Annotated in this window: 21 protein-coding genes and 2 pseudogenes; 17 read left to right on the plus strand and 6 right to left on the minus strand. The window is 71.0% G+C overall.

Features of this window, described 5'->3' with window-relative positions; genetic code table 11:
* Window positions 1–170: 170 nt before the first annotated feature.
* A complete protein-coding gene (locus tag H9645_RS13840) occupies window positions 171–1,667 on the minus strand; it encodes an aminotransferase class III-fold pyridoxal phosphate-dependent enzyme (RefSeq protein WP_191730273.1) in 1,497 nt (498 codons plus the stop codon).
* 136 nt (window positions 1,668–1,803) lie between these two features.
* On the opposite strand from H9645_RS13840, the gene H9645_RS13845 reads away from it, so the two are divergent.
* The 9 genes from H9645_RS13845 to secF all read left to right on the plus strand — a co-directional run bounded on the left by H9645_RS13845 (window position 1,804) and on the right by secF (window position 12,049).
* Complete coding sequence (locus tag H9645_RS13845; RefSeq protein WP_191730274.1) at window positions 1,804–2,235, plus strand: Lrp/AsnC family transcriptional regulator; 432 nt, start codon at window positions 1,804–1,806, stop codon at window positions 2,233–2,235.
* 7 nt (window positions 2,236–2,242) lie between these two features.
* The gene (queA, locus tag H9645_RS13850) at window positions 2,243–3,274 is read left to right on the plus strand and encodes a tRNA preQ1(34) S-adenosylmethionine ribosyltransferase-isomerase QueA (protein ID WP_318240556.1); all 1,032 of its coding nucleotides are present in this window, start codon (window positions 2,243–2,245) and stop codon (window positions 3,272–3,274) included.
* Between the two features lie 72 nt (window positions 3,275–3,346).
* On the plus strand, window positions 3,347–4,459 hold the full coding sequence (locus H9645_RS13855; protein WP_318240557.1) for a Fe(3+) ABC transporter substrate-binding protein: 1,113 nt from the start codon (window positions 3,347–3,349) through the stop codon (window positions 4,457–4,459).
* Window positions 4,460–4,484: 25 nt separating this feature from the next.
* Window positions 4,485–6,212, plus strand: coding sequence for an ABC transporter permease (locus tag H9645_RS13860; RefSeq protein WP_318240558.1), 1,728 nt, complete (start codon window positions 4,485–4,487; stop codon window positions 6,210–6,212).
* The gene (locus H9645_RS13865; protein ID WP_318240559.1) at window positions 6,209–7,222 is read left to right on the plus strand and encodes an ABC transporter ATP-binding protein; all 1,014 of its coding nucleotides are present in this window, start codon (window positions 6,209–6,211) and stop codon (window positions 7,220–7,222) included. The genes H9645_RS13860 and H9645_RS13865 overlap by 4 nt, the downstream gene beginning before the upstream one ends.
* 337 nt (window positions 7,223–7,559) lie before the next feature.
* Window positions 7,560–8,762, plus strand: coding sequence for a tRNA guanosine(34) transglycosylase Tgt (gene tgt / locus H9645_RS13870; RefSeq protein WP_191730277.1), 1,203 nt, complete (start codon window positions 7,560–7,562; stop codon window positions 8,760–8,762).
* On the plus strand, window positions 8,759–9,094 hold the full coding sequence (yajC, locus tag H9645_RS13875) for a preprotein translocase subunit YajC (RefSeq protein WP_189495466.1): 336 nt from the start codon (window positions 8,759–8,761) through the stop codon (window positions 9,092–9,094). The genes tgt and yajC overlap by 4 nt, the downstream gene beginning before the upstream one ends.
* Window positions 9,095–9,201: 107 nt before the next feature.
* Complete coding sequence (gene secD, locus H9645_RS13880; RefSeq protein ID WP_191730278.1) at window positions 9,202–11,067, plus strand: protein translocase subunit SecD; 1,866 nt, start codon at window positions 9,202–9,204, stop codon at window positions 11,065–11,067.
* 16 nt (window positions 11,068–11,083) lie between these two features.
* Entirely contained in the window at window positions 11,084–12,049 is a 966-nt protein-coding gene (secF, locus tag H9645_RS13885) for a protein translocase subunit SecF (protein ID WP_191730279.1), read from the plus strand.
* Between the two features lie 579 nt (window positions 12,050–12,628).
* Here the strand turns inward: secF and H9645_RS13890 are convergent.
* Window positions 12,629–13,453, minus strand: a complete 825-nt coding sequence (locus H9645_RS13890; RefSeq protein ID WP_191730280.1) for an inositol monophosphatase family protein — start codon at window positions 13,451–13,453, stop codon at window positions 12,629–12,631.
* 85 nt (window positions 13,454–13,538) lie between these two features.
* Here H9645_RS13890 and H9645_RS13895 point away from each other — a divergent pair, with 85 nt between their 5' ends.
* The 4 genes and pseudogenes from H9645_RS13895 to H9645_RS14430 all read left to right on the plus strand — a co-directional run.
* Complete coding sequence (locus H9645_RS13895; RefSeq protein WP_191730281.1) at window positions 13,539–14,318, plus strand: RNA methyltransferase; 780 nt, start codon at window positions 13,539–13,541, stop codon at window positions 14,316–14,318.
* Window positions 14,319–14,382: 64 nt separating this feature from the next.
* A complete protein-coding gene (locus tag H9645_RS13900; RefSeq protein WP_425490253.1) occupies window positions 14,383–15,306 on the plus strand; it encodes a phosphate/phosphite/phosphonate ABC transporter substrate-binding protein in 924 nt (307 codons plus the stop codon).
* 629 nt (window positions 15,307–15,935) lie between these two features.
* A pseudogene (locus H9645_RS14425) lies at window positions 15,936–16,613 on the plus strand (diguanylate cyclase domain-containing protein); the annotation flags it as partial.
* Window positions 16,614–16,688: 75 nt separating this feature from the next.
* Window positions 16,689–17,429: pseudogene (locus tag H9645_RS14430) on the plus strand (putative bifunctional diguanylate cyclase/phosphodiesterase); the annotation flags it as partial.
* 21 nt (window positions 17,430–17,450) lie between these two features.
* Here the strand turns inward: H9645_RS14430 and H9645_RS13910 are convergent.
* Window positions 17,451–18,080, minus strand: coding sequence for an exopolysaccharide biosynthesis protein (locus H9645_RS13910; protein WP_191730284.1), 630 nt, complete (start codon window positions 18,078–18,080; stop codon window positions 17,451–17,453).
* Complete coding sequence (locus H9645_RS13915; RefSeq protein ID WP_189495483.1) at window positions 18,073–19,383, minus strand: hemolysin family protein; 1,311 nt, start codon at window positions 19,381–19,383, stop codon at window positions 18,073–18,075. Before H9645_RS13915 ends, H9645_RS13910 begins: the two co-directional genes overlap by 8 nt.
* A 260-nt stretch (window positions 19,384–19,643) precedes the next feature.
* Here H9645_RS13915 and H9645_RS13920 point away from each other — a divergent pair, with 260 nt between their 5' ends.
* Both H9645_RS13920 and H9645_RS13925 read left to right on the plus strand, forming a co-directional pair.
* Window positions 19,644–20,270 carry a DUF47 domain-containing protein gene (locus H9645_RS13920; protein WP_191730285.1) on the plus strand — a complete coding sequence of 209 codons (627 nt, stop codon included), beginning with the start codon at window positions 19,644–19,646 and terminating at the stop codon, window positions 20,268–20,270.
* Between the two features lie 10 nt (window positions 20,271–20,280).
* Window positions 20,281–21,408 carry an inorganic phosphate transporter gene (locus tag H9645_RS13925; RefSeq protein ID WP_191730286.1) on the plus strand — a complete coding sequence of 376 codons (1,128 nt, stop codon included), beginning with the start codon at window positions 20,281–20,283 and terminating at the stop codon, window positions 21,406–21,408.
* Between the two features lie 101 nt (window positions 21,409–21,509).
* Here H9645_RS13925 and H9645_RS13930 read toward each other — a convergent pair whose 3' ends face one another.
* Complete coding sequence (locus H9645_RS13930; protein WP_189495489.1) at window positions 21,510–21,920, minus strand: hypothetical protein; 411 nt, start codon at window positions 21,918–21,920, stop codon at window positions 21,510–21,512.
* Between the two features lie 41 nt (window positions 21,921–21,961).
* Here H9645_RS13930 and H9645_RS13935 point away from each other — a divergent pair, with 41 nt between their 5' ends.
* Together H9645_RS13935 and H9645_RS13940 are read left to right on the plus strand one after the other, a co-directional pair.
* A complete protein-coding gene (locus H9645_RS13935; RefSeq protein ID WP_191730287.1) occupies window positions 21,962–22,297 on the plus strand; it encodes an MGMT family protein in 336 nt (111 codons plus the stop codon).
* Window positions 22,298–22,360: 63 nt separating this feature from the next.
* Window positions 22,361–23,017: a rhomboid family intramembrane serine protease gene (locus H9645_RS13940; RefSeq protein ID WP_191730288.1), complete on the plus strand. Its 657-nt coding sequence runs from the start codon at window positions 22,361–22,363 to the stop codon at window positions 23,015–23,017.
* A gap of 34 nt (window positions 23,018–23,051) precedes the next feature.
* Here the strand turns inward: H9645_RS13940 and H9645_RS13945 are convergent, their stop codons facing one another.
* Window positions 23,052–25,058, minus strand: coding sequence for a M13 family metallopeptidase (locus H9645_RS13945; protein WP_191730289.1), 2,007 nt, complete (start codon window positions 25,056–25,058; stop codon window positions 23,052–23,054).
* Between the last annotated feature and the right edge of the window lie 308 nt (window positions 25,059–25,366).

A 25,366-nucleotide genomic window follows, 5' to 3' on the forward strand; every position in this document is an offset into this window, starting at 1 on the left:
GGAAGTGGGAGCAGGACAGCGCAGATTCCGGCTGGGCATCCCCCCTGCGTCCGCGCCGGGCCGCCGCAGCCCGAAAAACACCAACGCGAACATTCCCCCGGTTGGGCGAAGAACCAAAAAAAGAGGCCGGCTCCTGAGAGCCGGCCCCCTGGTCAGCAGGCGCTGGCCGCTCAGGCCGCCGCCTTCACCTTCGGCCCTTCGAGCAGGGCGCGCCTGACCATCGACACCACCAGGTCCAGCTCGTCCTCGCCCATCTGGAAGCGCGGGGTGAAGCGCAGCGAGTTCTCGCCGCCGTGGATGACGCCCAGGCCCTGTTCGCGCAGCCACTCCTCGGTGGATCCGGCGCCATAGCCCTTGAACTCCGGCGACAGCTCGCAGGAGAACAGCAGGCCGGTGCCCTGGACCTTGGTGATCAGCCCGCCCAGCTCGGCCTTCAGCGCTTCGAGCTTCTCGATCGCCTGCGCGCCGCGGGTGCGGATGTTGGCGCGGACCTCCGGGGTGACCATGCCCAGCACCGCCACGCCGACGTCGGCCGCGCGCGGGTTGCCGGTCATGGTGTTGCCGTAGGTGCCGCGCTTGTAGATGCCGGCGGCGCGCTTGTCGACCGCCAGCACCGACAGCGGGAACTGGCCGGCGTTGAGCGCCTTGGAGTAGGTCTCCATGTCCGGCGCCTCCTGCCCCTCGAAACCGGGGTAGTCGACGATCGACAGCGTGCCGGTGGCGCGCAGGCCGGCCTGGATCGAGTCGACCAGCAGCAGCGAACCATGCGCCTTCGTCAGTTCGCGCGCGGCGGCGTAGAAGTCCACCGGCACGCTGCGGCCGGGGTCGCCTTCGCCCATCACCGGCTCCAGGAACATCGCCTCGATGAACCAGCCCTTCGCATCGGCGTCGGCGAAGGCCTGCTTCAGCGCATCGATGTCGTAGGGCGCCACCACCAGCACGCTGTCCTCGTGGCGGTAGCTCGCCAGCGCGCCCTCGTAGGCCTTGCGCGTGGAATTGGAGTACAGCGCCGGGGCCTCGGTGCGGCCGTGGAAGGCGCCCTTGACCACCAGGCGCTTGACCGTGCGGCCGGCGTGGCGCGCGCCCGGGTCGGTCAGGGTCTTGGCATTGGTGTCGGCGATGCGCGCGGCCAGCGATACCGACTCGGAGCCGGAATTGAGGCACATGAAGGCCGCATACGGGCAGCCGCCGCGGCTGTGGCCGATCTCGGCGCGCAGCGCGCGGTCCAGGCGCAGCTGCGACAGGCTCGGGGTCATGATGTTGGCCAGCGCCTGCGGCTTGGCCATGGCGGCCAGCACCTGCTCCGGCGCGTGGCCGAAGCCGAGCATGCCGTAGCCGCCGGTGTCGTACAGCACCGCGCCCTTGAGGGTCACGATCCAGGGGCCGCGGGCGGCGAGGGCGACGTAGGGGTTCACGCCGTCCTGCGGATAGAAGTTGACGTAGCCGGCCTGGATGGCGGCGATCTGGGTGTCCTCGTCGAGGTCGAGGAGGTCGCCGAAGTCCGCCTGGACGTGCGCGAACTCGGCCGCGGCGGCGTCGATGGCGGCGCGCAGCTCGGGATGGCCGGCGGCCAGGCGCTCCAGGGTGGCGTCGTCGAGACCCGGGGTGCGGCGCTGGCCCTTGCGGGCGCGGAGCGGGGCGAGGGCGGCGGTCACGGTGGCGGTCATGGCGGTCTCTCCTGTACGGCTGCGGGCCGGGTGGCCGCGCGATTCCCCTATCGTATCGGCAGGCGTTCGTCGCTTGGTAGGTGCGATCTGCTCGAAAACCCTGCTGTTTTCGGCGGATCGACGATAGAATCCGCGCATGAAGCTCAGTCCTGCCGACGAAGCCCTACTGTCGCTGCTGCGCGAGGACGCGCGCATGCCCACCGCCGCGATCGCGCGCCGGCTGCAGCTGTCGCGGACCACGGTTCAGAGCCGGATCGAGCGCCTGGAGCGCAGCGGCGTGATCGCCGGCTACACCGTGCGGGTGGACGACCAGCACGAGCGCGAACGCATCCGCGCGCTGATCATGATCACCGTGTTCCCGAAGCAGGCGCCGGCCGTGGTCGAGGCGCTGCGCCAGCTTCCTGGCGTGCGCGCGCTGCACTCGGTCAACGGCGCCTGGGACCTGGTGGCGATGGCGGTGGTGGCGACCATCGGCGAAATGGACGAGCTCACCGACCGCATCGGCGCCCTGGATGGCGTCGAGCGCACCACCTCGACGCTGCTGCTGTCGACCAAGTTCGAACGCTGAGGCCCGCGTGAAGAAGTCCGATTTTTCCTTCGATCTGCCGCAGGCGCTGATCGCGCAGGCGCCGCTGGCCGAGCGCTCGGCCAGCCGCATGCTGGTGGTGCCGCCCGGCGATGCCGGGTACGACGACCGCCAGGTGCGCGAGCTGCCGGAGTTCCTCCGCACCGGCGACCTGCTGGTGTTCAACGACACCCGGGTGATCCCGGCGCGGCTGTTCGGCCGCAAGCAGGGCAGCGGCGGGCGCGTGGAGATCCTGATCGAGCGCCTGCTGCCGGGCAACGAGGCCCGTGCCCAGGTCGGCGCCAGCAAGACCCCGAAGCCCGGCAACCTGATCGAACTCGACGCCGGCGGCGTGGCCGAGGTGGTGGGCCGCGACGGCGGTTTCCACCACCTGCGCTTCCACGTCGACGGCGCGCTGCAGGCCTGGCTGGAGAAGGCGGGGCGCATGCCGCTGCCGCCCTACATCCAGCGCGAGCCGGGCGCCGACGATGCCGAGCGCTACCAGACCGTGTTCGCGCGCGAGGCCGGCGCGGTGGCGGCGCCGACCGCGGGCCTGCACTTCGACGAGGCGCTGCTCGAGGCGCTGCGCGATCGCGGCGTCGAAACCGGCCATGTCACGCTGCACGTCGGCGCCGGCACCTTCCAGCCCATGCGCGTGGACGACGTGCGCGATCACCGTATGCACAGCGAGTGGATCAACGTCGGCGCGGCCCTGGTCGAACAGGTGCGGCGCACGCGCGCGGCCGGCGGCCGGGTGGTGGCGGTCGGCACCACGGTGATGCGGGCGATGGAGTCGGCCACCGTGGACGGCGAGCTGCACCCGTTCGCCGGCGAGACCGCGATCTTCATCGTGCCCGGCTACCGCATCACCTCGGCCGACATCCTGCTGACCAACTTCCACCTGCCGGAGTCGACGCTGCTGATGCTGGTGTCGGCGTTCGCGGGGCGTGAGCGGGTGCTTTCGGCCTATGCGCACGCGGTGCGCCAGCGCTACCGCTTCTTCTCCTACGGGGACGCGATGTTGCTTCATCGCAACGACTGAGCGCGCGCTGGTCGAGTATCATTCTCATTTGAGCGGCCCGCCGCACGTCTTGCACGCACCCAGGAGATGCCCGTGAAGCCTTCGTTCCGTCTTCCCCGCGCCGCGCTCGCCAGCGCCTGCGCCGTCATCCTGCTCGCCGCCTGCGGTGGCGGCCAGCCCGCCGCCGATGCCGACGCCGATGCGGCCGCCGCCGCCCCGTCCGCGGACGGGGCGGCGGTCGCAGCCGCGGGGGGCGAGGTCAATCTCTACACCACGCGCGAGCCGGGCCTGATCCAGCCGCTGTTGGACGCGTTCACCGTCAGCTCGGGCATCCAGGTCAACACCGTCCTGCTCAAGGACGGCCTGCTCGAGCGCCTCGGCGCCGAAGGCGAGCGCTCGGTGGCCGACGTGCTGATGGTGGTCGACACCGGCAACATGCTCGACCTGGTCGAGGCCGGCCACACCCAGGCGCTGCAGTCCGAGGTCCTGGAAGCGGCGATCCCCGCGCACCTGCGCGGCGCCGACGACCAGTGGTTCGCGATGAGCCTGCGCGACCGCGTGCTGTACGCGCACAAGGACCTCGATCTCGAAACCTTCCACTACGAAGACCTGGCCGACCCGAAGTGGAAGGGCAAGGTCTGCATCCGCTCCGGCCAGCATCCCTACAACACCAGCCTGTTCGCGGCGATGATCGCCCACCACGGCGCCGCCGAGACCGAAACCTGGCTGGGCGGCGTCAAGGCCAACCTGGCGCGCAAGGCCGCCGGCGGCGACCGCGACGTGGCCCGCGACATCCTCGCGGGCATCTGCGACATCGGCATCGCCAACGCCTACTACGTCGGCCGGATGAAGAACGCCGAGCCCGGTTCCGAGCAGCACCAGTGGGGCGAGGCGATCAAGGTGATCCGTCCGACCTTCAACGTCGACGGCGGCGGCACCCACGTCAACATCAGCGGCGCCGCGCTGGCCGCGCATGCGCCCAACCGCGACAACGCGGTGAAGCTGATGGAGTACCTGGTGTCCGACGAGGCGCAGAGCCTGTACGCACGCGCCAACTACGAATACCCGGTCAAGGCCGGCGTCGAGCTCGACCCGGTGGTCGCCAGCTTCGGCACGCTGACGGTCGATCCGCTGCCGCTGACCGAGGTGGTGGCCAACCGCCGCGAGGCCAGCGCGCTGGTCGACAAGGTCGGCTTCGACAACTGACGTCCTGATCCGACGGTACGGCGGAGTGGCGGCGACCGGAGTCTCCGCGGGTGCGCTGCACCCGGTGGTCCGCGGCCCGTCCGGCCGCGGCCTGCGCCGCCTGCTGCCCGAAGGTCCGTGGCAGTGGGCGGCGGTCGCGATCGCCGCGCTGGTCCTGCTGCCGCTGGTCTCGCTCGCCTGGACGGCGCTGCAGGGCGGGCAGGAGGGGCTCTGGACCCACGTCGCCCGCTACGTGCTTCCGGGTGCGGCGCGCAACACGCTGGCGCTGCTGGTCGGCGTCGGCGTGCTGGTGGTGGCGATCGGCACCGGGGCGGCCTGGCTGGTGACGGCCTTCGACTTCCCGGGGCGGCGCACCGTGGCCTGGGCGCTGCTGCTGCCGCTGGCGGTGCCGACCTACATCGTCGCCTTCGCCTACCTGGACCTGCTGCATCCGCTGGGGCCGGTGCAGGGGCTGGTGCGGGACCTGCTCGGTTACGACAGTCCCCGCGACTTCCGCCTGCCCGACATCCGCGGCCTGGCGGGCTGCATCGTGCTGCTGGGCTTCGTGCTCTATCCCTACGTCTACCTGACCACGCGCGCCATGTTCATGACCCAGGCCGCGGGGCTGCTGGACGCGGCGCGTACGCTCGGCGCCACGCCGGCGCAGGTGTTCCGGCGCGTGGCGCTGCCGCTGGCGCGGCCGGCGATCGCGGTCGGCACGGCGCTGGCGCTGATGGAGGTGCTCAACGACATCGGCGCCTCCGAGTTCCTCGGCGTGCAGACCATGACGGTCGCGGTCTACACCACCTGGGTGACGCGCTCGGACCTGCCGGGCGCGGCGCAGATCGCGCTGGCGATGCTGGCGATCGTGGTCGCGCTGCTGGCGCTGGAGCGTTACGCACGGCGGCGCCAGCGCTATGCGGCGGGCGAGCGCCCGCGCCCGATGCGTCCGCAGCGGCTGCGCGGTGGCGCGGCGGCGCTGGCGCTGGCGCTCGGCCTGTTCCCGGTGCTGGTGGGCTTCCTGCTTCCCGCCGGCTATCTGGCGTGGGAGGCGTTCGAGCGCGTCGGCCAGCACGGCGTGTCGCCGCGCCTGCTGGCGAGCGTCGGCAACACCGTGGGCGTGGCCGCCGCGGCCACCGTGGTGACCCTGGCCGCGGGCCTGGTGCTGGGCTGGTCGATGCGCCTGGCGCAGGGACGCCGGCGCGCGGCCGGGGCGCTGCTTGCGCTGCGCTCCGGCAGCCTGGGCTACGCGGTGCCGGGCACGGTGCTGGCGATCGGCCTGCTGCTGCCGCTGGCCTGGTTCGACGACGGCGCCAACGCCGTGCTGGCCGCGACCGGCATGAGCCCGAGGATGCTGCTGATGGGTTCGGCGGCGGCGCTGGTGCTCGCCTATGCCGTGCGCTTCATGGCGGTCGCCGCCGGCGGCGTCGAGGCCGGGCTTGCGCGCATCCCGCCCAGCCTCGACCAGGCCGCGGCCAGCCTCGGCCATGCTCCGGGTTCGACCCTGGGCCGGATCCACCTGCCGCTGCTGCGACCGGCGCTGGCCGCGGCGGCGCTGCTGGTGTTCGTGGACGCGATGAAGGAGCTGCCGGCCACGCTGCTGCTGCGACCGCTGAACTTCGAGACCCTTGCGACCTGGCTGTATGCCGAGGCCTCGCGGGGCACCTATGAGGAAGGCGCGGTGGCGGCGCTGCTGATCGTCGCCGTCGGCCTGCTGCCGGTGGTGCTGCTCGCGCGCACCGGCGTGCGCTACGGACGGGAGAAGATGTCGTGACCGACCCGCTGCTGGACATCGCGGGCATCCGCGTCGGCTACCCGGCCCCGGGAGGCGGCACCAGGGTGGTGGTGGATGGGCTCTCGCTGTCGCTGGGGGCGGGCGGGATCGGCTGCCTGCTGGGCGCGTCGGGCTGCGGCAAGACCACGGTGCTGCGCGCGGTGGCGGGCTTCGAGCCGGTGCTGGAGGGCAGCATCGACGTGCAGGGCCGTCGCGTGGCCGCGTCCGGGCTGTCGCTGCCGCCGGAACAGCGCAGCGTCGGGATGATGTTCCAGGACTACGCGCTGTTCCCGCACATGGACGCCGCGGCCAACATCGCCTTCGGCCTGCGCGGCCGCACGCGCGCGGAGCAGCGGGCGAGGGTGGCGGAGATGCTGGCTCTGGTCGGCCTCGGCGAGCGCGGCGGGGCGTATCCGCATGAGCTGTCCGGCGGCCAGCAGCAGCGCGTCGCGCTGGCCCGCGCGCTGGCGCCGGGGCCGGCGCTGCTGCTGCTCGACGAGCCCTTCTCCAACCTCGACACCGACACCCGCCAGACCCTGGCGGCTGAGCTGCGGCAGCTGCTGAAGGCCTCCGGCGCGACCGTGCTGATGGTGACCCACGACCAGTCGGAGGCCTTCGCCATGGCCGACCGCATCGGCGTGATGGACCGCGGCCGGATCCTGCAGTGGGACTGCGCCGAGGCCCTGTACCGGCGACCTGCGGACCGCTTCGTGGCCGGCTTCATCGGCCGCGGCAGCCTGGTGCCGGCGTCGGCGCTCGGCCTGGCGCGCAGCGGCGACGTGCTGCTGCGCCCGCACGCACTGCGCCCGGATGCGCAGGGGCCGGTCGCGGCGGAGCTGGTCGCGCTGGCGTTCCGTGGCCCGGGCCACGTGCTCGGCCTGCGCCTGGACGGCGGTGCCCTCGTCGAAGTCGACCTCGACGACGCCGACGCTGCATCCCTGGCCGGCCTGGCACCCGGCACGACGCTGCGGCTGCGGCTGGTGGACGGCACGCCGGTCGGCTTCGACTGAGGGGGCGTATTGAAGAGCAAAAGCTTTGCCACGGATTACGCGGATAGCGCGGATTTACACGGATAGAGCGAAAGCTTTCTGTCGGGGGGGGGCTATGGCCGCGAAGGGGATTGGTCAGATGCGAGGCACTTGTCCGGAGTCCGCGTTCCAGAGGGGCCACCAGGGGTTCCCGGGGGCGTAGCCGTAGCTGCTGCTGCAAACGCGACTGCTTTTGCTCTATCCGTGTAAATCCGCGCTATCCGCGTAATCCGTGGCAAAGGCTTTTCCGATACCCCCACCGAAGCAAACACCCCGCGGTTCCGCGACAATACCCGGCCCACCGGATCCCAGGCCCCCGATGTCCCGCATGCACTTCGACCTGCTCGCCAGCGACGGCGCCGCGCGCCGCGGCCGGCTGACGTTCCCGCGCGGCACGGTGGAGACGCCGACCTTCATGCCGGTCGGCACCTACGGGACGGTCAAGGGCATGCTGCCGGGACAGGTGCGCGAGCTCGGCGCGGAGATCATCCTGGGCAACACCTTCCACCTGTACCTGCGCCCGGGGCTGGAGGTGATCGGGGCGCATGGCGGCCTGCATGGCTTCGCGCGCTGGGATGGGCCGATCCTGACCGACTCCGGCGGCTTCCAGGTGTTCTCGCTGGCGCACCGGCGGAAGATCACCGAGGCCGGCGTGACCTTCGCCGCGCCCACCGACGGCTCGAGGGTCTTCATCGGCCCCGAGGAATCGATGCACATCCAGAAGGTGCTGGGCTCGGACATCGTGATGATCTTCGACGAGTGCCCGCCGGTGCAGAAGGACGGCCAGCCGGTCGACAAGCGCGTGATCGAGCGCTCGATGGAGCTGTCGCTGCGCTGGGCGGAGCGCTCGAAGCGCGCGCACGAGGGCAACGACGCGGCACTGTTCGGGATCGTGCAGGGCGGGGTGCACCACGACCTGCGCACGCGCTCGGCGGCGGGCCTGAAGGACATCGGCTTCGACGGCTACGCCATCGGCGGCCTGGCCGTGGGCGAGACCGAGGCCGAGCGCAACGCCATGCTCGAGCACACCTGCCCGCAGCTGCCGGTGGACCGCCCGCGGTATCTGATGGGCGTGGGCCGGCCGGAGGACCTGGTCGACGGCGTCGCCCGAGGCGTGGACATGTTCGACTGCGTGATGCCGACCCGGAACGCGCGCAACGGCCACTACTTCACCTCCTTCGGCACCGTGCGCATCCGCAATTCGAAGTACGAGCACGACCTGCGGCCGATCGAGGAGGGCTGCGGCTGCGCGGCCTGCGCCGGCGGCTACACGCGTGCCTACCTGCGCCATCTGGACCGCTGCAACGAGATGCTGGGCCCGATCCTGGGCACCCTGCACAACCTCTGGTACTACCAGAAGCTCATGGCCGACATGCGTGCCGCGATCGCCTCGGGAACCTTCGAGGCCTTCCGGCGGTCTTTCCACGCGGCACGCGCCTGGCCGGCGGCGCCCCCGGAACGCCTTCCGACGTCGCCGTGGCATACTAACCAGCTGATTTCCGCACCGGACCGCCCCGAATGAACCTGCTCGACTTCCTCATCGCCCCCGCCTACGCCCAGGCCGCGCCCGCGGCGCAGAGCCCGCTGAGCATGTTCGCCTTCCCGGTGATCCTGCTGCTGATCATGTACTTCCTGATGATCCGCCCGCAGATGAAGCGCGCGAAGGAACACCGGAACATGGTCGAGAAGCTGGCGGTCGGCGACGAGGTGATCACCAGCGGCGGCATCGCCGGCGTGGTGCGCCGCGTGGGCGACAGCTTCGTCACCGTCGAGATCGCCGACAACGTCGAGATCCGCGTGCAGAAGAACGCCGTCGGCAACGTGCTGCCCAAGGGTTCGCTCAAGGCCGCCTGACACCCGCCGGAGGCCATGGGTCCCGGCCTGGGTGCCGGTCCCGGGCCGACGCCCGCTCCAGAACCCGTCACTCCCGCCCGCGGGACGACCTCGCGCAAGACCCGACCATGCTCGAATTTCCCCGCTGGAAGTACGTCGTCATCCTCCTCGTGGTGCTGCTGGCGACGCTGTACGCGCTGCCCAACATCTATCCGCAGGATCCCTCGGTCCAGATCACGTCCAACCGCGGCGCCGCCACCGGCGTCGAGCTGGACGCGAAGATCGACGAGGCGCTGTCCGCCGCCGGCGTCACGCCGAAGTCGGTCGACACCGAAGGCGAGGGCGAGCGCATGGTCCGCCTGTTCGACCTGGACGACCAGACGAAGGCCGCCGACGCGCTGCGCCCGGTGCTGGGTGACCAGTACGTGGTGGCGCTCAACCTCGCGTCGACCGTGCCCGACTGGCTGTCCTGGTTCGGCGCCAAGCCCATGCTGCTCGGCCTCGACCTGCAGGGCGGCGTGCACTTCGTGCTCCAGGTAGACCAGAAGGCGGCGCTGGACAAGCGCCTGGACGCCTACGCCGACGAGGTCCGCGCGATCCTGCGCGACAACCGCATCCGCTACGAGTCGGTCGAGCGCAATGCGACCGGCACCACCGTGGCGCAGCTCAGCGATGCCGCCGACGCCGATCGCGCGATGACGCTGCTGGCGACCGCGCAGCCGACCCTGCTGCGCGAGGCCGTGGGCAGCCGCATCACCATCCGCGTGCCCGAGACCGAGCTCAACCAGATCTCGGCCGACGCCATCGAGCAGAACATCACCACGCTGCGCAACCGCGTCGACGAAGTCGGCGTGGGCGAGCCGGTGATCACCCGCCAAGGCAGCGACCGCGTGGTCGTGCAGCTGCCCGGCGTGCAGGACACGGCCGAGGCCAAGCGCATGATCGGCGCGACCGCCACGCTGGAATACCGCGCGGTGATCGACGGCGATCCCTACGACGCGGCCGCCACCGGCAACGTGCCCCCCGAGGCGCGCGTGTACTACGAGCGCCGCACGGGGCTGGACGGCAAGCCGATCCCGGTGCTGCTGTCCAAGCGCGTGATCGCGTCCGGCGAGCAGATGGTCGCCGCGCAGTCCACGCTGGACGAGAACGGCATGCCCGCGGTGAGCGTCACGCTCAACAACGTCGGCGGCCAGCGCATGTTCGACTTCACCTCGGTCAGCGTCGGCAAGCCGATGGCGGTGGTGTACATCGAGCGCGTGCCGCAGGTGACCACCAACGCCGCGGGCGAGGAAGTGCGCAGCTTCCGCGTCAGCGAGGAGGTGATCTCGGTCGCCAACATCAACGGCGTGTTCGGCAAGCAGTTCCAGACCACGGGCCTGGAGAAGGCCGAGGCCGACAGCCTGGCGCGCCTGCTGCGCTCCGGCTCGCTGGCCGCGCCGATGGACTTCATCGAAGAGCGCATCGTCGGCCCCAGCCTCGGCAAGGAGAACGTCGCGCGCGGGACCACGGCGGTGCTGTACGCCTTCGTGTTCACGCTGCTGTTCTTCGGCATCTACTACCGCATGTTCGGCCTGTTCACCTGTGTCGCGCTGCTGCTCAACCTGCTGATGGTGGTCGCGATCATGAGCGTGTTCGGCGCCACCATGTCGCTGCCTGGCTTCGCCGGCCTGGCGCTGTCGATCGGCATGTCGGTCGACGCGAACGTGCTGATCAACGAGCGCATCCGCGAGGAGCTGCGCGCGGGCATGCCGCCGCGGGCGGCGATCGCCAACGGCTACGACAAGGCCTCGGGCACGATCTTCGACTCCAACATGACCGCGCTGCTGGCCGGCGTGGCGCTGTTCGCCTTCGGCACCGGCCCGCTCAAGGGCTTCGCGGTGACGATGGTGATCGGCATCCTGACCTCGGTGTTCACCGCGGTGACCGTTTCGCGCGGCATCGCCACCCTGGTCTACGGCGGCAAGCGCAAGCTCAAGACCCTGGCCATCTGACGCGGGCACACGACACATGAACATCTTTCCCCTGCGCCTCATCCCGGCCACCCCGAACCTCGACTTCATGCGCCTGCGCTGGGTGGCGGTGGCGGCCTTCATGCTGCTGGCCATCGCCGCCATCGGCGCCATCGCCGGCAAGGGCTTCAACTACGCGCTCGACTTCACCGGCGGCACCGTGGTCGAGCTGCGCTTCCAGCAGCCCGCCAACGTCGACGGCGTGCGCGAGCGCCTGGCCGACGCCGGCTATCCCGGCGCCCAGGTGCAGACCTTCGGCAGCGGCAGCGACCTGCTGGTCAGGCTGCAGCCGCGCGACGGCGAGACCAGCGCCGATGCCACCAGCCGCACTGCCGACGAGGTGAGGGAGGCCGCGTCGCTGCCCGACAACCCGGCCACCATCCAGAGCAGTGCGTTCGTCGGCCCGCAGGTCGGCCGCGACCTGGCGGAGAACGCGGTCTATGCGCTGCTGTTCGTGGTCGTGGGCTTCCTGATCTACATCGGCTTCCGCTTCGAGTGGAAGTTCGCGGTCGCGGCCATCGTCACCACGCTCAACGACGTGCTGATCGTCGCCGGCTGGTTCGCGCTCAGCGGACACGAGTTCGACCTCACGGTGCTGGCTGGCCTGCTCTCGGTGATGGGCTTCTCGATCAACGACACGATCGTGGTCTTCGACCGCGTGCGCGAGAACTTCCGCAGCATGCGCGCGCCGCCGATGGAGGTGCTGAACGCCTCGATCAACCAGACCCTGTCGCGCACGATCATCACCTCGGTGGTGGCGTTCCTGACGGTGCTGGCGCTGTTCCTCTACGGCGGCGGCTCGCTGGAAGGCATGTCGCTGGCGATGATGTTCGGCATCGTGATCGGCACGCTGTCGTCGATCCTGGTGGCCTGCCCGCTGCTGACCATGGGCTTCCTCAAGGTCACCAAGCAGGACCTGCTGCCCAAGGCCCGGGACGACGCGGAGCTCGCCCGCAGGCCCTGAGTCGCGCGGCGCTCCGATCGAAAAAGCCCCGCCTGGTGGCGGGGTTTTTCTTTGGGCTCTTGTCGCGCCGGGTGCCGGGTAAGAGCGCGGGTGGGGGCGCTGCGTGGCTTCGCGACGCAAGGCCTGCTGCCGCTCATGTCCCCCGATGCCGGCCCGCCGGACCGGCATCTCCTCCTTGACTTCCCGTCAGCAGGCCACGCGCCGAAGCGTGCAACATCCCGGCGGGCCGCTGGAAAAAGGCGCGGCACTTGCCATGGATCCCTGCGTGGCAGCAGGCATCGCATCGCAGCTCGACCAGGCGTCCTGCCGGCCTTCGTCCGGAACGGGCTCCGACCATCATCGGCGTCGGCACGGAGATCAAAAGCGACATGGCGGGAAGCCACCCGATTGCCGGGTAGGCCATGTTCGCCGCTGGCTGGCTCTTCAGGCCACAGGATCGCGAAAGAAGTCGGACCCGTCATGGAGGCAGGGGGGATGGCCAGAGCCGGCCATGGATGGCCGGCGGCCGGAAGTGGGAGCAGGACAGCGCAGATTCCGGCTGGTCATCCCCCCTGCATCCGCGGCGGGCACCGCACAGCCTCAGTAAGCGGCGGCGTATCCCGACGCGACGATGTTCTTCTGCAGCGCCTCGGACACCCGCAGGTTGCCGGCCACGATCTGGCGGCTCTGCATCGCCACGTGCACCGGACCCATCACCGCGCCCTTGTAGTCGGTGACCTTGCCGCCGGCTTCGCGCACCATCAGCATGCCCGCGGCGATGTCCCAGGCCTGCACGCCGGCCTCGAAATAACCGTCGAGGCGGCCCGCCGCCACGTAGGCGAGGTCGAGCGCGGCCGATCCCGTGCGGCGCACGTCCTCGGCCACCGACAGGACCTGGCGCAGGCAGTCGAACTGCGCCGCGGTGCGCTGGCGCTCGCGCGGATGGAAGCCGGTGGCAATGGTGGCGCCGTTGAGGTCCTTGCGCTCGGCCACGCGCACGCGCTTCTCGTTGAGCTGGGTGCCGCCGCCGCGCGTGGCCGTGAACAGCTCGTTGCGCAGGGGGTCGAAGATCACGCCGTGCAGCGGCTCGGGGCCCTCGCACAGCGCGATCGAGACGCACCAGTGGGGGAAGCCGCGCAGGTAGTTGCTGGTGCCGTCGAGCGGATCGATCACCCAGGTGTAGCGGCTGGCGCCGCGGCTGCCCTTCTGCTCGCCGTACTCCTCGCCCAGCACCGCGTATTCGGGATAGGCCCGGCGCAGTTCCTTGACCACCGCCGCTTCGGCCAGGCGGTCGACCTCGCTGGCGTAGTCCATGCGGTCCTTCTCGACGACGTTGATCGCGTCGAGCTTGTGCATGTGGCGCAGCAGGACGTTGCCGCCGGCGCGGGCCGCCTTGACCATGATGTTGACGGCAGGTTGTTGCATCGGGGACGGGCTCCGGCGTGGGGTAGGCGGCAGGGGAAAAGAGCAGGGCGGCTCGAGGCCGCCGCACAGTTTACCATTCGCGCCCATGAACACCGTCCCCCAGCCAGCCGGCGACGTCCGCATCGTCCTCGTCGGCACCTCGCATCCCGGCAACATCGGCTCGGCCGCCCGCGCCATCAGGACGATGGGCCTGGAGCGGTTGGTGCTGGTGGCGCCCGAGCGCTTCCCGCATCCCGACGCGGTGGCGATGGCCGCCGGTGCCGACGACGTGCTGGCGGCCGCGACGATCGTCGGCAGCCTTGCCGAGGCCGTGGCCGACTGCGCCCTGGTGCTCGGCTGCACCGCGCGCAGCCGGCGGATCCAGCTGGAGGAGCTGTCGCCGCGCGCGGGCGCCGCGCGCCTGCTCGATGCCGCGCTGTCCGGCGCGCCCGTGGCCCTGGTCTTCGGCCGCGAGCGCACGGGGCTGGAGAACGACGAGCTGCAGCTCTGCCATGCCGCCGTGCACATCCCCGCCAACCCGGACTACAGCTCGCTCAACCTGGCCGCAGCCGTCCAGGTGCTCGCCTACGAGCTGCGGATCGCCACTCTGGAGCGCGCGGGACTGCCGACCGGCGGTGGCGACGGGCACCGCGAGGCGCCCGCCAGCCATGCCCAGCTCGAGGGCTTCTTCCACCAGCTCGGCGACACGCTCGACGCCATCGATTTCCACAAGGGCCGCGCGCCGGAGTCGGCCCTGCGCAAGCTGCGGCGCATTTTCCTGCGCTGCGGACTGGACGAGCGCGAGGTCCGGCTGCTGCGTGGCGTACTGGCCGATGCCCAGCGGATGGCGCAGCTGGCCGGGGAACGCGACGGCGGATCGCGCTGAGATGTGCTGGCGGTCATGTTTTCGGCTAACCTGCGGCATTCCCCGCCTGCAGGGTGCGAGCACCATCCACATGCCCCGTCGCCTCCGCCAGCTCCTGGCCGCGATGGCCGCGTCGCTCGCACTCTGCGTCCCCGCCGCCGCCGCGGAACCCGGCGTGCTGGTGCTCGGGCGCATCAGCGACGACCCCGCCGCCCATTACGACCAGCTCAAGCAGCTGCTCGACTACGTGGTGCCGCGCATGGCCGACGTCGGCATCCGCGAGGGCCGCGTGCTGATGGCGCGCGACAGCCGGCAGATGGAGAGCTACCTCCGCCGGGGGCGCGTGGACTGGGTCACCGAGACCTCGGGCAGCGCGATGGCGCTGCAGACGCGCGCCGGTGCGCGCCCGCTGCTGCTGACCGAGCGCAACGGCGTGGGCAGCTACCACACGGTGTTCATCGCGCGCCGCGACAGCGGCATCACCGGCCTGGAGGACCTGCGCGGGCGCAGCCTCGCCTTCCAGAACCCGACCTCGACCAGCGCCTACTTCGTGCCCGCGATGAGCCTGATCGACCGCGGCCTGGACATGGAGATCCTGCTGTCGCCCACCGACCGTCCGGCGGAAGGCTCGGTCGGCTACCTGTTCGCACGCTCCGAACTCAACATCTCGACCTGGGTGCACAAGGGCCTGGTCGATGCCGGCGCCTTCAGCAACCTCGACTGGGAGAGCGTGCAGGGCATGCCCGAGAGCTATCGGCGCGACCTGGTGGTGTTCCATGCCACCGGCACCTTCCCCCGTGGTCTTGAAATGGTGCGCGGCGACCTGGATCCCGCGGTCGCCGGGCGGCTGCGCGAGGTGCTGGCCGCCGCGGGCAACGATCCGGCGGCCAGCGAAGCGCTGCAGCGCTTCTTCGGCACCACCCGCTTCCTGCCCATCGACGACGACACCGCGCGCGCCCTGGAGCTGCTGCGCGCCGGCGTATCCAACGTCGGCAGGGTGATCGAATGAGGGGCGGCGGGCTCTACGCGCGGTTCCTCGTCTCGCTGGTGCTGGCGGTGCTGGCGGTGCTCGCGGTCGTGGCGGTGGTGTTGCACCGGCAGGAAGTGATGCGCCGCGAGGTGCTCGACCTGGGGCGCGAGTCCATGCACGCGCTCGCGTTCGACCGCCTGGCCGAGCGCTCCGAGGCCGCGGCCGTGGAGCTGGCCGGCAGCCTGGTCAACCCGCTGTACTACTTCGACCTCGATACGATCGGCAGCCTGCTGCGCGCCGGGCTCAAGCAGCCCGACGTCGCCTACGCGCTGGTCTACGACAACACCGGCGCGGTGATCCACGACGGCTCGCGCGACATCCGCACCTATGGCCAGGTGATGGACGATCCGATGGCCTTCGAGGTGGTGACCGCGCGCGCGCCGCACATCCAGGCCAGCAACGATGTGCTGGACGTGGCGGTGCCGCTGTACATCGGCGACGAGCGCCTGGGCGGGCTGCGGGTGGGCTATTCGCTGGCCTCGGTGGTGGCCGACGAGCAGCGCGCCTCCGACGGCATGGGCCAGCGCCTGGTGGCGATCGGCCAGCGCCATGCCGGCTGGATCGCGACCCTGATGGCGGGCCTGGTGCTGCTGGCCGTGGGGCTGGGCATGCTGGTCCAGCGCACGCTGGTGCGCCCGGTGCGCGAGCTGGCCGACGCCGCCCGCCAGATCGAAGGCGGCAACTTCGTCGCCGAGATGCCGGACAGCCGCCGCAGCGACGAGGTCGGCGACCTGGTGCGCGCCTTCGGGCGGATGCGCGACAGCATCGCGCGCCATGACCGCGACATGCGCCGCATGGCCTACACCGACGCGCTGACAGGCCTCGGCAACCGGCTGGCGTTCCGCGAGTCGCTCGACCGCAGGCTGATGGAGCTGCACGGCGCGAGCCGGCAGCTGGCGCTGCTGTTCGCCGACATCGACGACTTCAAGCGCGTCAACGACACCCTCGGACACGACGCGGGCGACGAGGTGCTGGTGCAGTTCGCCAACCGGATCTCGGAGACGGTGGACCGCCTGGGCGGGGACGGCGCGGTGCTGGCCCGCTTCGGCGGCGACGAGTTCGTGATCCTGGTGGAGTCGGACGCGGACGCCGCCGACGGCATCCGCGAGGTCGCCGGCCACTTGGCGGAAACCCTGGTGGCCGAGCTCAGCCGCCCGATCGTGGTCGCCGGGCGCCAGGTCTTCCTCGGCACCTCGATCGGCGTCACCGTGTTCCCGGACGATGCCGTCGGCGCCACCATGCTGATGAAGAACGGCGACATCGCGATGTACCAGGCGAAGGTCGCCGGCAAGAACTGCCACCGCTTCTACAGCCGTGCGATGGACCAGGCGGTGGAGCGCCGGGTGCGCATGGAGCAGGACCTGCGCGGCGCCTGGGAGCGCGGCGAACTCAGCCTGGCCTACCAGCCGGTGTACCGGCTCCAGGACCGCCGCCTGGTCGGTGCGGAGGCGCTGCTGCGCTGGCAGCATCCCGAGCACGGGGCGGTGGCGCCGTCGGTGTTCATCGACGTCGCCGAGCAGAGTGGCCTGATCGAGACCATCGGCCCGCAGGTGCTGCGCGCGGCCTGCGCCGACGCCATGCAGTGGCGGCGCGACTTCCCCGGCTGCGACGTGTTCGTCTCGGTCAACGTCTCGCCGCGGCAGCTGCGCAACGGCGACCTCGCCGCGCTGGTCGACCATGTGCTCTCCACGACCGGGCTGCCGGCCGCCGGCCTGCACATCGAGCTGACCGAGACCGCGGTGATCGGCGACGAGGTGCGCGTGAGCAGCCTGCTCGCGCGCCTGCGCGATGCCGGCGTCAAGGTGTGGCTGGACGATTTCGGCACCGGCTTCTCGGGCCTGAGCCACCTGCGTCGGGTGCCGGTGGACGGGGTCAAGATCGATCGCAGCTTCATCGCCGACGTCCTGCGCGACCCCGACGACCTGGCGCTGACCACGGCGATCATCGCCATGGCGCATTCGCTGGGCATCACCGTGGTGGCCGAGGGCGTGGAGAAGGAAGGGCAGTACGACGTGCTGCGCGAGCGCGGCTGCGACCTGGCCCAGGGCTACTGGCTGGGCCACCCGATGACCGGGCAGGACTTCCGCGGCCTGCTGGGCTGAGGTCGCGCCGCCGCGCCGCCCTCAGCGGCCCGGCATGATCCAGTCGATGGCCAGCACTCCCAGCGTGCCGCCGGCCGCCCCGAACACCGCGATCGCCGCCAGCCCCGCGCACCAGGCCACGAGCATGAGCGCGCCGTCGCGCTCGAGCAGGGCGAAGGCGTAGCCCAGCAGCAGGACGCCGAACACGTAGTTGGTGAACGGGATCGGCAGCGCCAGCAGCACGCCCAGCAGGACCAGCAGCAGCCCGGTGACGAAGGTCGCGGCCGGGTGGTCGATCATGCCCGGCAGCCGCGGCCGCACCAGGCGCTCGAGCCGCGCCAGCCAAGGCGAGATGCGCTGTTCGAAGCGCGCGAGCGTGCCGCGCCGGGGGCCGCGGCTGGCGACCATCCGCGGCAGCCAGGGCCGACGCATCAGCACCAGCAGCTGCAGTCCGACCAGGCTCACCAGCGGCCCGCTGAGCGCGCCGGCCACGCCCGGGATCGGCAGGAAGGCGGGCAGGGTGGCGATGAACAGCAGCATGCCGAACAGGCTGCCGCCCAGCCCTTCCATCATCGAGCGCAGGGTGACCACGTCGTCGGCCGGTCCTGCGGCCAGCGCGGCGAGCACCGCCCGCGCGCTGGCGCGCGGCGGGTCGCGACGCGCGTCAGCCATCGCCCACCGGCGTGGCCGCGATCCGCTGCAGCAGGAGCTTGTCGATGCGGGGACCGTCGAGGTCGACTACCTCGATCCGCCAGCCGGCCCAGTCGAAGTGCTCGCCGACGTTGGGGATGCGCCCGAAATGCGCGATCGTCATGCCGGCGGCGGTGTTGTAGTCGCGGTCGTCGCCATCGGGCAGCGGCTTGCCGTCCATCAGCTCGCGCAGCGAGTCCGCGGCCAGGCCGCCGTCGACCAGCAGCGAGCCGTCCTCGCGCTCGACCACCAGCGGATGCGCATCGGCGCCCTCGCCGGTGGAAGTGCGCCCGATCACCGCCTCGAGCACGTCGTTGACGCTGACGATGCCGGTGACGTCGCCGTACTCGTCGACCACCAGGGCCAGCGACTGCTGCGCCTCGCGAAGGATCTCGAGGAGCTTCAGCGCAGGCGTCGATTCGGAGACGAACAGCGGTTCGCGCAGGTGTTCGAACAGGTCGAATTCACCGGCGCGCAGACGGTCGACCAGCGACTTCACCTCGAGGATGCCGACCACCTCGGCGTCGCTGCCGCGGTACACCGGATAGCGCGAGAACGGCGTCTCGCGCATGGTGGCGAGGTTCTCCTCCAGGCTTTCGCCGGCGTCGAGCCAGGCGATGCGCGTGCGTGGCGTCATCAGGCTTTCGGTGTCGCGGTCGCCGAGCGAGATGACGCGGTTCATCATGTTGCGCTCGTCGGCGTCGATCACGCCCTGCTCGTGGCTTTCGCTCACCAGCAGCCGGATTTCCTCTTCGGTGACATGCGCGGCCTCGCTGTCGCCCAGGCGCATCAGGCGCAACAGGCCGCGCACCGAGGCGCTGAGCAGCCAGACCGCCGGCGTGGCGATCCGCGACAGCCAGTGCATCGGCACCGCCACCAGGCTGGCCAGGCGCTCGGGCGCCAGCAGGGCCAGGCGCTTGGGCAACAGCTCGCCCAGGACGATGGTGACGTAGGTGATCAGGCCGACCGCGACCACCTTGCCGATGGTGCCGGCATAGGTGCCGGCCACCGGCAGGTGGGAGCCGATCCAGGCGGCGATCTCCCCGCCCAGGGCGTCGCCGACCAGCATGCCCGAGAGGATGCCGACCAGGGTGATGCCCACCTGGACCGTGGACAGGAAGCGCTCGGGATGTTCGGCCAGCTCCAGCGCCTTCTGCGCGCTCCGCTGGTCGGCGGCCATCTGCTTCAGGCGTGGCTTGCGCGAGGTGACGACCGACATCTCCGACAGCGCGAAGAAGGCGTTGCAGGCCACCAGGAGCAGGATGATGAGCAGTAGTTCGATCATCTCCGGGCTTCCCGTGCAGGGCGGACATACCGCGGGGGAAGGGCGGAGGGGGCGGTCCCGCTGGTGCGGGAGGGCGGTCTTGGGTCGTCGTCCATGGGGGTCCGGGGCACAGGTGCGCTGGGCACCGCGGGATCATAGCAGGCCGGGGCGGCTGGCCCCTGTCCGGGAAATGCTGGGCGGATCGTCATGATGCCGTCATAATTCCGCGGGCCCGCGTGCACGGGCAGCTCCGTCCCGAGACCGCGAGAGGCGAATTCCCCATGTTTTCCCTGCAGACCATGTTCGGCCAAGGCAAGCAGTTCTACACGCTGCTGGAGGAGGCCGCCCAGGCCGCGCAGGACGCCGCCGTCGCGCTCCACCAGATGCTGCGCGAGGCCGACCGGCAGCCGGCGCTGGACGCGTTCAAGCTGGCCCGCCTGCGCGAGCGCGAGGCCTCGAACAAGATCAGCCAGGCGCTGGTGGACAGCTTCATCACCCCGATCGAGCGCGAGGACATCGAGGCCCTGGGCTCGGCGCTGTACAAGATCCCCAAGCAGATCGAGAAGTTCGCGGACCGCTATTCGCTGGCGACCCGCCACCTCGAGCACATCGACTTCGCCCCGCGCGCGGCGATGCTCGAGCAGGCCGCGGGCGTGGTGGTGAAGATGGTGAGGCAGCTGCGCCACCTCAAGCTCGAGCCGATGAAGGCCCTCAACGACGAGCTGCGCTCGATCGAGAACGAGGCCGACCGGCTGATGCTCGAGCTCTATCGCGACATCTACTCCGGCAAGCTCGACGCCCAGCAGATGTTCCTGCTCAAGGAGTTCTTCGAGATCCTCGAGAAGGCCATCGACCGCTGCCGCGAGGCCGGCGTGGTGGCCTACGAAATCGTGCTCAAGAACAGCTGAGGCCGGCACCATGCTGACACTGGTGCTGGTGGTCATCCTGGTCGCGCTGGCGTTCGAGTACATCAACGGCTTCCACGACACGGCCAACTCGATCGCGACCGTGGTCGCGACCAAGGTGCTGTCGCCGATGCAGGCGGTCGGCCTGGCGGCGGGCATGAACCTGATCGGCGCGCTGGCCGGCACCGCGGTGGCCAAGACCATCGCCTCGGGCCTGATCGACGCCGGCGTGGTCGAGGTCGGCTCGCAGCTGATCCTGTGCGCGCTGCTGGGCGGCATCACCTGGAACCTGATCACCTGGTGGTTCGGCCTGCCGTCCTCGTCCTCGCATGCGCTGATCGGCGGCCTGATCGGCGCCGCGCTGGCGGCGACGTCGAACAACTGGGACTCCATCATCTGGTCCGAGCCCGCCGAGCCGGTCTATCGCAGCGCCGGCGTGCTGTGGAAGGTGATCGTGCCGATGGTGAGTTCGCCGCTGCTGGGCTTCGCGGCGGGCTTCCTGATGATGGGCGTGCTGTTCTTCATCATCTCGATGATGGCGCGCAGCGGCGGCGTGCTTGCGCGCATCGCCCGTCCGCGCTGGGTCAACGGCTTCTTCGGCAAGGCGCAGATCGTCAGCGCCGCCGGCATGGGCTTCGCGCACGGCATGAACGACGCGCAGAAGACCATGGGCATCATCGCGCTGGCGCTGGTGAGCGCGCAGTCGGCGGGCACGCTGGACGCGCTGCCGGGCTGGCTGGCCTTCCTGCATCCGTCGGAGGGCGCGCTGGCGGAAGGCGACATCGACACCTGGATCAAGATCAGCTGCGCGCTGGTGATGGCCGCGGGTACCGCCGCAGGCGGCTGGCGCATCATCAAGACGCTGGGCCACAAACTGGTGAAGCTGCATCCGATCCACGGCTTCGCGGCCGAGACCAGCGCGGCCTCGGTGATCCTGGCGGCTTCGTCGCTGGGCATTCCGGTGTCGACCACCCACAACATCTCGTCGGCGATCATGGGCGTGGGAACGGCCAAGCGCCTCAACGCCATCAAGTGGACGGTGGTGGAGAAGATGATCGGCGCCTGGATCCTGACCATCCCGATGTCGGGCGCGATCGCCTGGGGGCTGTACCGCCTGCTTGGCTGGATGGGGTTGCTGTAGGGGCGCACTGTGCGGCGGCTCTGTGCTGCCGCTATGTAGGAGCAGCTATAGCTGCGACCTGATGATCGTCGCAGCTATAGCTGCTCCTACAGATGCCCCGGTCAGAGCAGGTCACCGTCGGCGCTGAGCATGCGCTCCAGGCGGTCGCCCATGCCGCCGATCTCCAGCACCAGGCGGCCGACCTCGGCCGCGTCCAGGCCGTCGTACGGCCGGTTCTCGCACAGCTGCAGGTAGGGCACGTCGTCCAGCTGGCCGATTGCGAGGTAGCCGACGCGGCTGCCCCAGTTGTAGGCCAGGGCGCGGCGCGCGTCGACGCCGGTGATCGGCGCCACGGCGGTGCTGACCCGAAGGTAGCAGCGGCCATCGTCGTCCTGGAGTTCGGACAGGAAGATGGACTGGTGGCGGCGGCCGCCGTCGAGGCTGAGCTCGACGCCGACCACGAAGGCTTCGTTGACCGTGGTCCGGAAGCCGTTGCTGCCGAGATGGCGGCGGACCTGCTCGAAGTTCTGCATGGGGTGCACCCGCGCGGCGGACGTGTCGCTATCCTAGCGCAATGGCCCCTGCCGCCGACCCCGCCGAACGCATCCTGGCCGCCGTGCGTGCGATCCCGCGCGGCGAGGTCGCGGGCTATGGCGAGGTCGCGCGCCGCGCCGGGCTGCCCGGGCGGGCACGCTGGGTGGCCCGCCTGCTGGCGGCAAGCGACGATCCCGAGCTGCCGTGGCATCGCGTGCTGCGCAGCGACGGCCGCATCGCCTTCGCCGCGGACTCGGATCCCTGGCGGGAACAGGCCGGGCGGCTCCGCGCCGAGGGCGTGCAGGTCGTCGCGGGCCGCGTGCGCCCCGCTCCGCGCGGACGCTCGCTCGACGCCGAGGTCTGGGGCCCCGCCTGAGCGGAAGGGGAAGGGAAGCGTCGGGCCAACCGGTATCATGGGCGTCCCCCGCGAGGCCCCCGAATGCTGACCAACCTTCCCCCCGTGACCAAGGCGCTGCTGATCGCCAACGTCGGCGTGTTCCTGCTGCAGAAGCTGCTTGGAAGCGCGCTGTTCGCGCCGCTGATGCTGTGGCCCATGGGGATGGAGGCCTACGCGCCGGCCGCCGGAGTGTCCGGCTTCCTGCCCTGGCAGCTGCTGAGCTACGGCTTCCTGCATGGCGACCTGGCGCACCTGCTGTTCAACATGCTGGCGCTGGTGATGTTCGGCGCGCAGCTGGAGTACGTCTGGGGACAGAAGCGCTTCCTGACCTACTTCCTGGTCTGCGTGGCCGGAGCGGGGCTGTGCCAGCTCGGCGTGGCCAGCTGGTCCGTGCTCGAGGGCGGGCTGCCGTACCCCACGGTCGGCGCGTCGGGCGGGGTGTTCGGCCTGCTGCTGGCGACCGGCATGCTGTTCCCGCACCAGCGGGTGATGCTGCTGATCCCGCCGATCCCGATGAAGGCGCGCACGCTGGTGATCGTGTTCGGCGTGATCACGCTGTTCATGGGGATCACCGGCACGCAGGCCGGGGTGGCCCATTTCGCGCACCTGGGCGGGATGCTGTTCGGCTGGCTGCTGATCCGCTACTGGCGCGGGCAGCCGCCGTTCCGTCGCGGGCCCCCGCGGGCCCGCCACTTCTGAGGCCGGGGCGCCGCCGCGCGGGCCCCGGTCGGCATCAGCGCCAGAGGCCGATGCGGTCCGCTTCGGCGCGGAACATCGCGTTGCCGGCCTTGCAGCCGTGGACCTCGCTGAAGGCGGGCAGGTTGGACAGGGGGCCGTTGCTGCGCCACTGGCCGGGCGCCTGCAGTGCGGTGCTGGCGCGCTGCTCGGCGACCGCCGGCGAGACCTGCTCGCGCCACAGCCCCGCCCAGGCCCCGAAGAAGGCCTGCCGGGCCTCCTTCGCGGCTTCGGGCTGGGCCTGGCTGAAAGCGTTCCAGGCGATCTCGACCGCGGCCAGGTCGGCGGCGTTCTCGTCGCTGGTCAGGCTGGCGTTGAGCTTGCGCCCGGTGAGGCCGGGGTAGTCGTAGTTGCCGTACTGGGCGGCCAGCGCGTTCAGGCGGTCGGTCCAGGCGGCGGCGGTGCCGGGCGTCCACCAGTCGCGGATCGCGCCGGTGGCGTCGACGTGGCGGCCCTTGCCGTCCACGGCGTGGCTGAGCTCGTGGGCGACCAGGGCGCCGAAGCTGCCGTAGTGCGCGGCGCCATCGAGCGACATGTCGAGCACCGGCGGCTGCAGCACCGCGGCCGAGACCAGCAGGCGATTGTGCGCGGCGTCGTAGGCCAGCGCCGGCTCCTGCGGCTGCAGCGGCCAGCGACGCTGGGCGTTGCCGCGTCCGATGCGCTTCATCTCCTCGCGGTGGTGCCAGGTGGAGGCAATGAGCATGTTGCCGCCGAAGCTGCCGCGGCCCATGGGCTGCACGGTGTAGTCGATGTCGCGCACCGGGGCGCCGATCTCGATCTTCAGCGCGTCGAGCTTGGCGATGGCGCCGGCGCGGGTGGCGTCGTCCATCCACGCGGCGCCTTCGACGGAACGCTTGAGCGCATCGCGCACCTGCACGGCGATGGCCTCGGCGCGGCTGCGGTTGGCCTCGGGCAGGTGGCGGCCGACGTACTCGCGCGCGACCATCTGGCCGGCGGCGTGGTTGATCGCCTCCAGCACCAGCTGCTCGCGCGGGGGCTGCGCCGCTTCGCCACGCAGCACGCGGCCGCGGAAGTCGAAGGCCGCGTCGCGGAAGCCCTTCGACAGATAGGGCGCCATCGCGTCACCGACGTGGAAGCGCAGGTAGGTCTTCCACTGCGCGGGCTTGAGGCTGCCGACGAGGCCGTCGAGCGCCGTGAACAGCCCGGGGTTGGCGATCGACACGCTGTCGTCGGCGACCGCCTGGGCGGCGAGGAATTCGCCCAGCTGCAGGCGCTTGTACGCCTTGCCCAGGTCCGCCGTCGGGACCAGGGCGTAGTTGCTCCGCGGGTCGCGCAGGTCGGCGATCGGGCGCGACGCGCGCGCGATGCGGGTCTCGAGGTCGATCACCAGCTGCGCTTCAGTGGCGAGGTCGGCCTCGGCGGTGCCGGTCAGCGCCAGGATGCGCTGCACGTAGGCGTTGTACAGGCCGAGGATCTCGCGCGACGCGGCGTCCTCGCGGGTGTAGAAGGCCGGGTCGGGCAGGCCGGTGCCGCCCTGGGCGAAGTAGCCGATGTGGCGGTCGAGGTCGGCCAGGTCGAGGTCGGCGCTGAAGTTGAACACCACCGGGATGCCGACCTGGTGCAGGGCGGCGATGGACGGCGGGATGTCCTTGGCGCGGCGGATGCCGTTGATCCGGTCGAGCAGGGGGGCGATCGGGTTGGCGCCGTCGGCTTCCACCGCGGCCTCGTCGAGGCCGCTGGCCCAGAAGTCGCCCAGCAGCTTCTGCACGTTGCCCTGGGGTGCGTTCATCGCCGTGGACAGCAGCTCGCGCTGCTGCTCGAGCACGCGCGCCTGCAGCTCGCCCAGGGCCGACATCGCGCCGGTGGCCGGGGCCGGATTGGCGGCCAGCCAGTCCTTGTTGGCGAAGGCGTAGAAGTCGCCGCAGGCAGTGGGGCCGGCCGGCGCGCGCGCCGCGCCGCGGCGCTGGGCGTCTGCATCGGGGGCCACAAGGGCGAGGGCGAGGCTGGCGGCGAGCGCGGCGGCGAGGGGGGCGTGCTTGGGCATGGGGGGATCCGGCGAAATGACCGCGGGAGTCTAGCAAGCCGGCCGCATCGGGAATGAATCCTCGCGCGGGCGTCCGCCGGCCTGCCTGCCGAGGCGACCAGAAAAAGGTTCTTCGCCCAGGTGAGGGGAAGAGGCTTGCGTTCGAGCTGGCTGATGTTGGATCGGCGTCTGCTGCGGCCAGAGATGCTTGCGGGGGTGGGGCGTGATGCAAGTCGGCTCCGTGGTGGTCTGCGCGGCCCGTCGCGCACACAGGGGGTGTGCTCCCCCGGCATCTCCGCGTCCTGCTCCCACTGCCGGCCGCCGGCCAT

Origin of the sequence: Luteimonas colneyensis (assembly GCF_014836665.1) — a bacterium.
Classification (GTDB): Bacteria; Pseudomonadota; Gammaproteobacteria; order Xanthomonadales; family Xanthomonadaceae; genus Luteimonas; species Luteimonas colneyensis.

Excerpts from the sequence above, each read along its gene's own strand:
- H9645_RS13840 (WP_191730273.1), bottom strand. The coding sequence starts at position 1,667 with ATGACCGCCACCGTGACCGCCGCCCTCGCCCCGCTCCGCGCCCGCAAG.
- H9645_RS13845 (WP_191730274.1), top strand. The coding sequence starts at position 1,804 with ATGAAGCTCAGTCCTGCCGACGAAGCCCTACTGTCGCTGCTGCGCGAG.
- tgt (WP_191730277.1), top strand. The coding sequence starts at position 7,560 with ATGTCCCGCATGCACTTCGACCTGCTCGCCAGCGACGGCGCCGCGCGC.
- yajC (WP_189495466.1), top strand. The coding sequence starts at position 8,759 with ATGAACCTGCTCGACTTCCTCATCGCCCCCGCCTACGCCCAGGCCGCG.
- secD (WP_191730278.1), top strand. The coding sequence starts at position 9,202 with ATGCTCGAATTTCCCCGCTGGAAGTACGTCGTCATCCTCCTCGTGGTG.
- secF (WP_191730279.1), top strand. The coding sequence starts at position 11,084 with ATGAACATCTTTCCCCTGCGCCTCATCCCGGCCACCCCGAACCTCGAC.
- H9645_RS13890 (WP_191730280.1), bottom strand. The coding sequence starts at position 13,453 with ATGCAACAACCTGCCGTCAACATCATGGTCAAGGCGGCCCGCGCCGGC.
- H9645_RS13895 (WP_191730281.1), top strand. The coding sequence starts at position 13,539 with ATGAACACCGTCCCCCAGCCAGCCGGCGACGTCCGCATCGTCCTCGTC.
- H9645_RS13910 (WP_191730284.1), bottom strand. The coding sequence starts at position 18,080 with ATGGCTGACGCGCGTCGCGACCCGCCGCGCGCCAGCGCGCGGGCGGTG.
- H9645_RS13915 (WP_189495483.1), bottom strand. The coding sequence starts at position 19,383 with ATGATCGAACTACTGCTCATCATCCTGCTCCTGGTGGCCTGCAACGCC.
- H9645_RS13920 (WP_191730285.1), top strand. The coding sequence starts at position 19,644 with ATGTTTTCCCTGCAGACCATGTTCGGCCAAGGCAAGCAGTTCTACACG.
- H9645_RS13925 (WP_191730286.1), top strand. The coding sequence starts at position 20,281 with ATGCTGACACTGGTGCTGGTGGTCATCCTGGTCGCGCTGGCGTTCGAG.
- H9645_RS13930 (WP_189495489.1), bottom strand. The coding sequence starts at position 21,920 with ATGCAGAACTTCGAGCAGGTCCGCCGCCATCTCGGCAGCAACGGCTTC.
- H9645_RS13935 (WP_191730287.1), top strand. The coding sequence starts at position 21,962 with ATGGCCCCTGCCGCCGACCCCGCCGAACGCATCCTGGCCGCCGTGCGT.
- H9645_RS13940 (WP_191730288.1), top strand. The coding sequence starts at position 22,361 with ATGCTGACCAACCTTCCCCCCGTGACCAAGGCGCTGCTGATCGCCAAC.
- H9645_RS13945 (WP_191730289.1), bottom strand. The coding sequence starts at position 25,058 with ATGCCCAAGCACGCCCCCCTCGCCGCCGCGCTCGCCGCCAGCCTCGCC.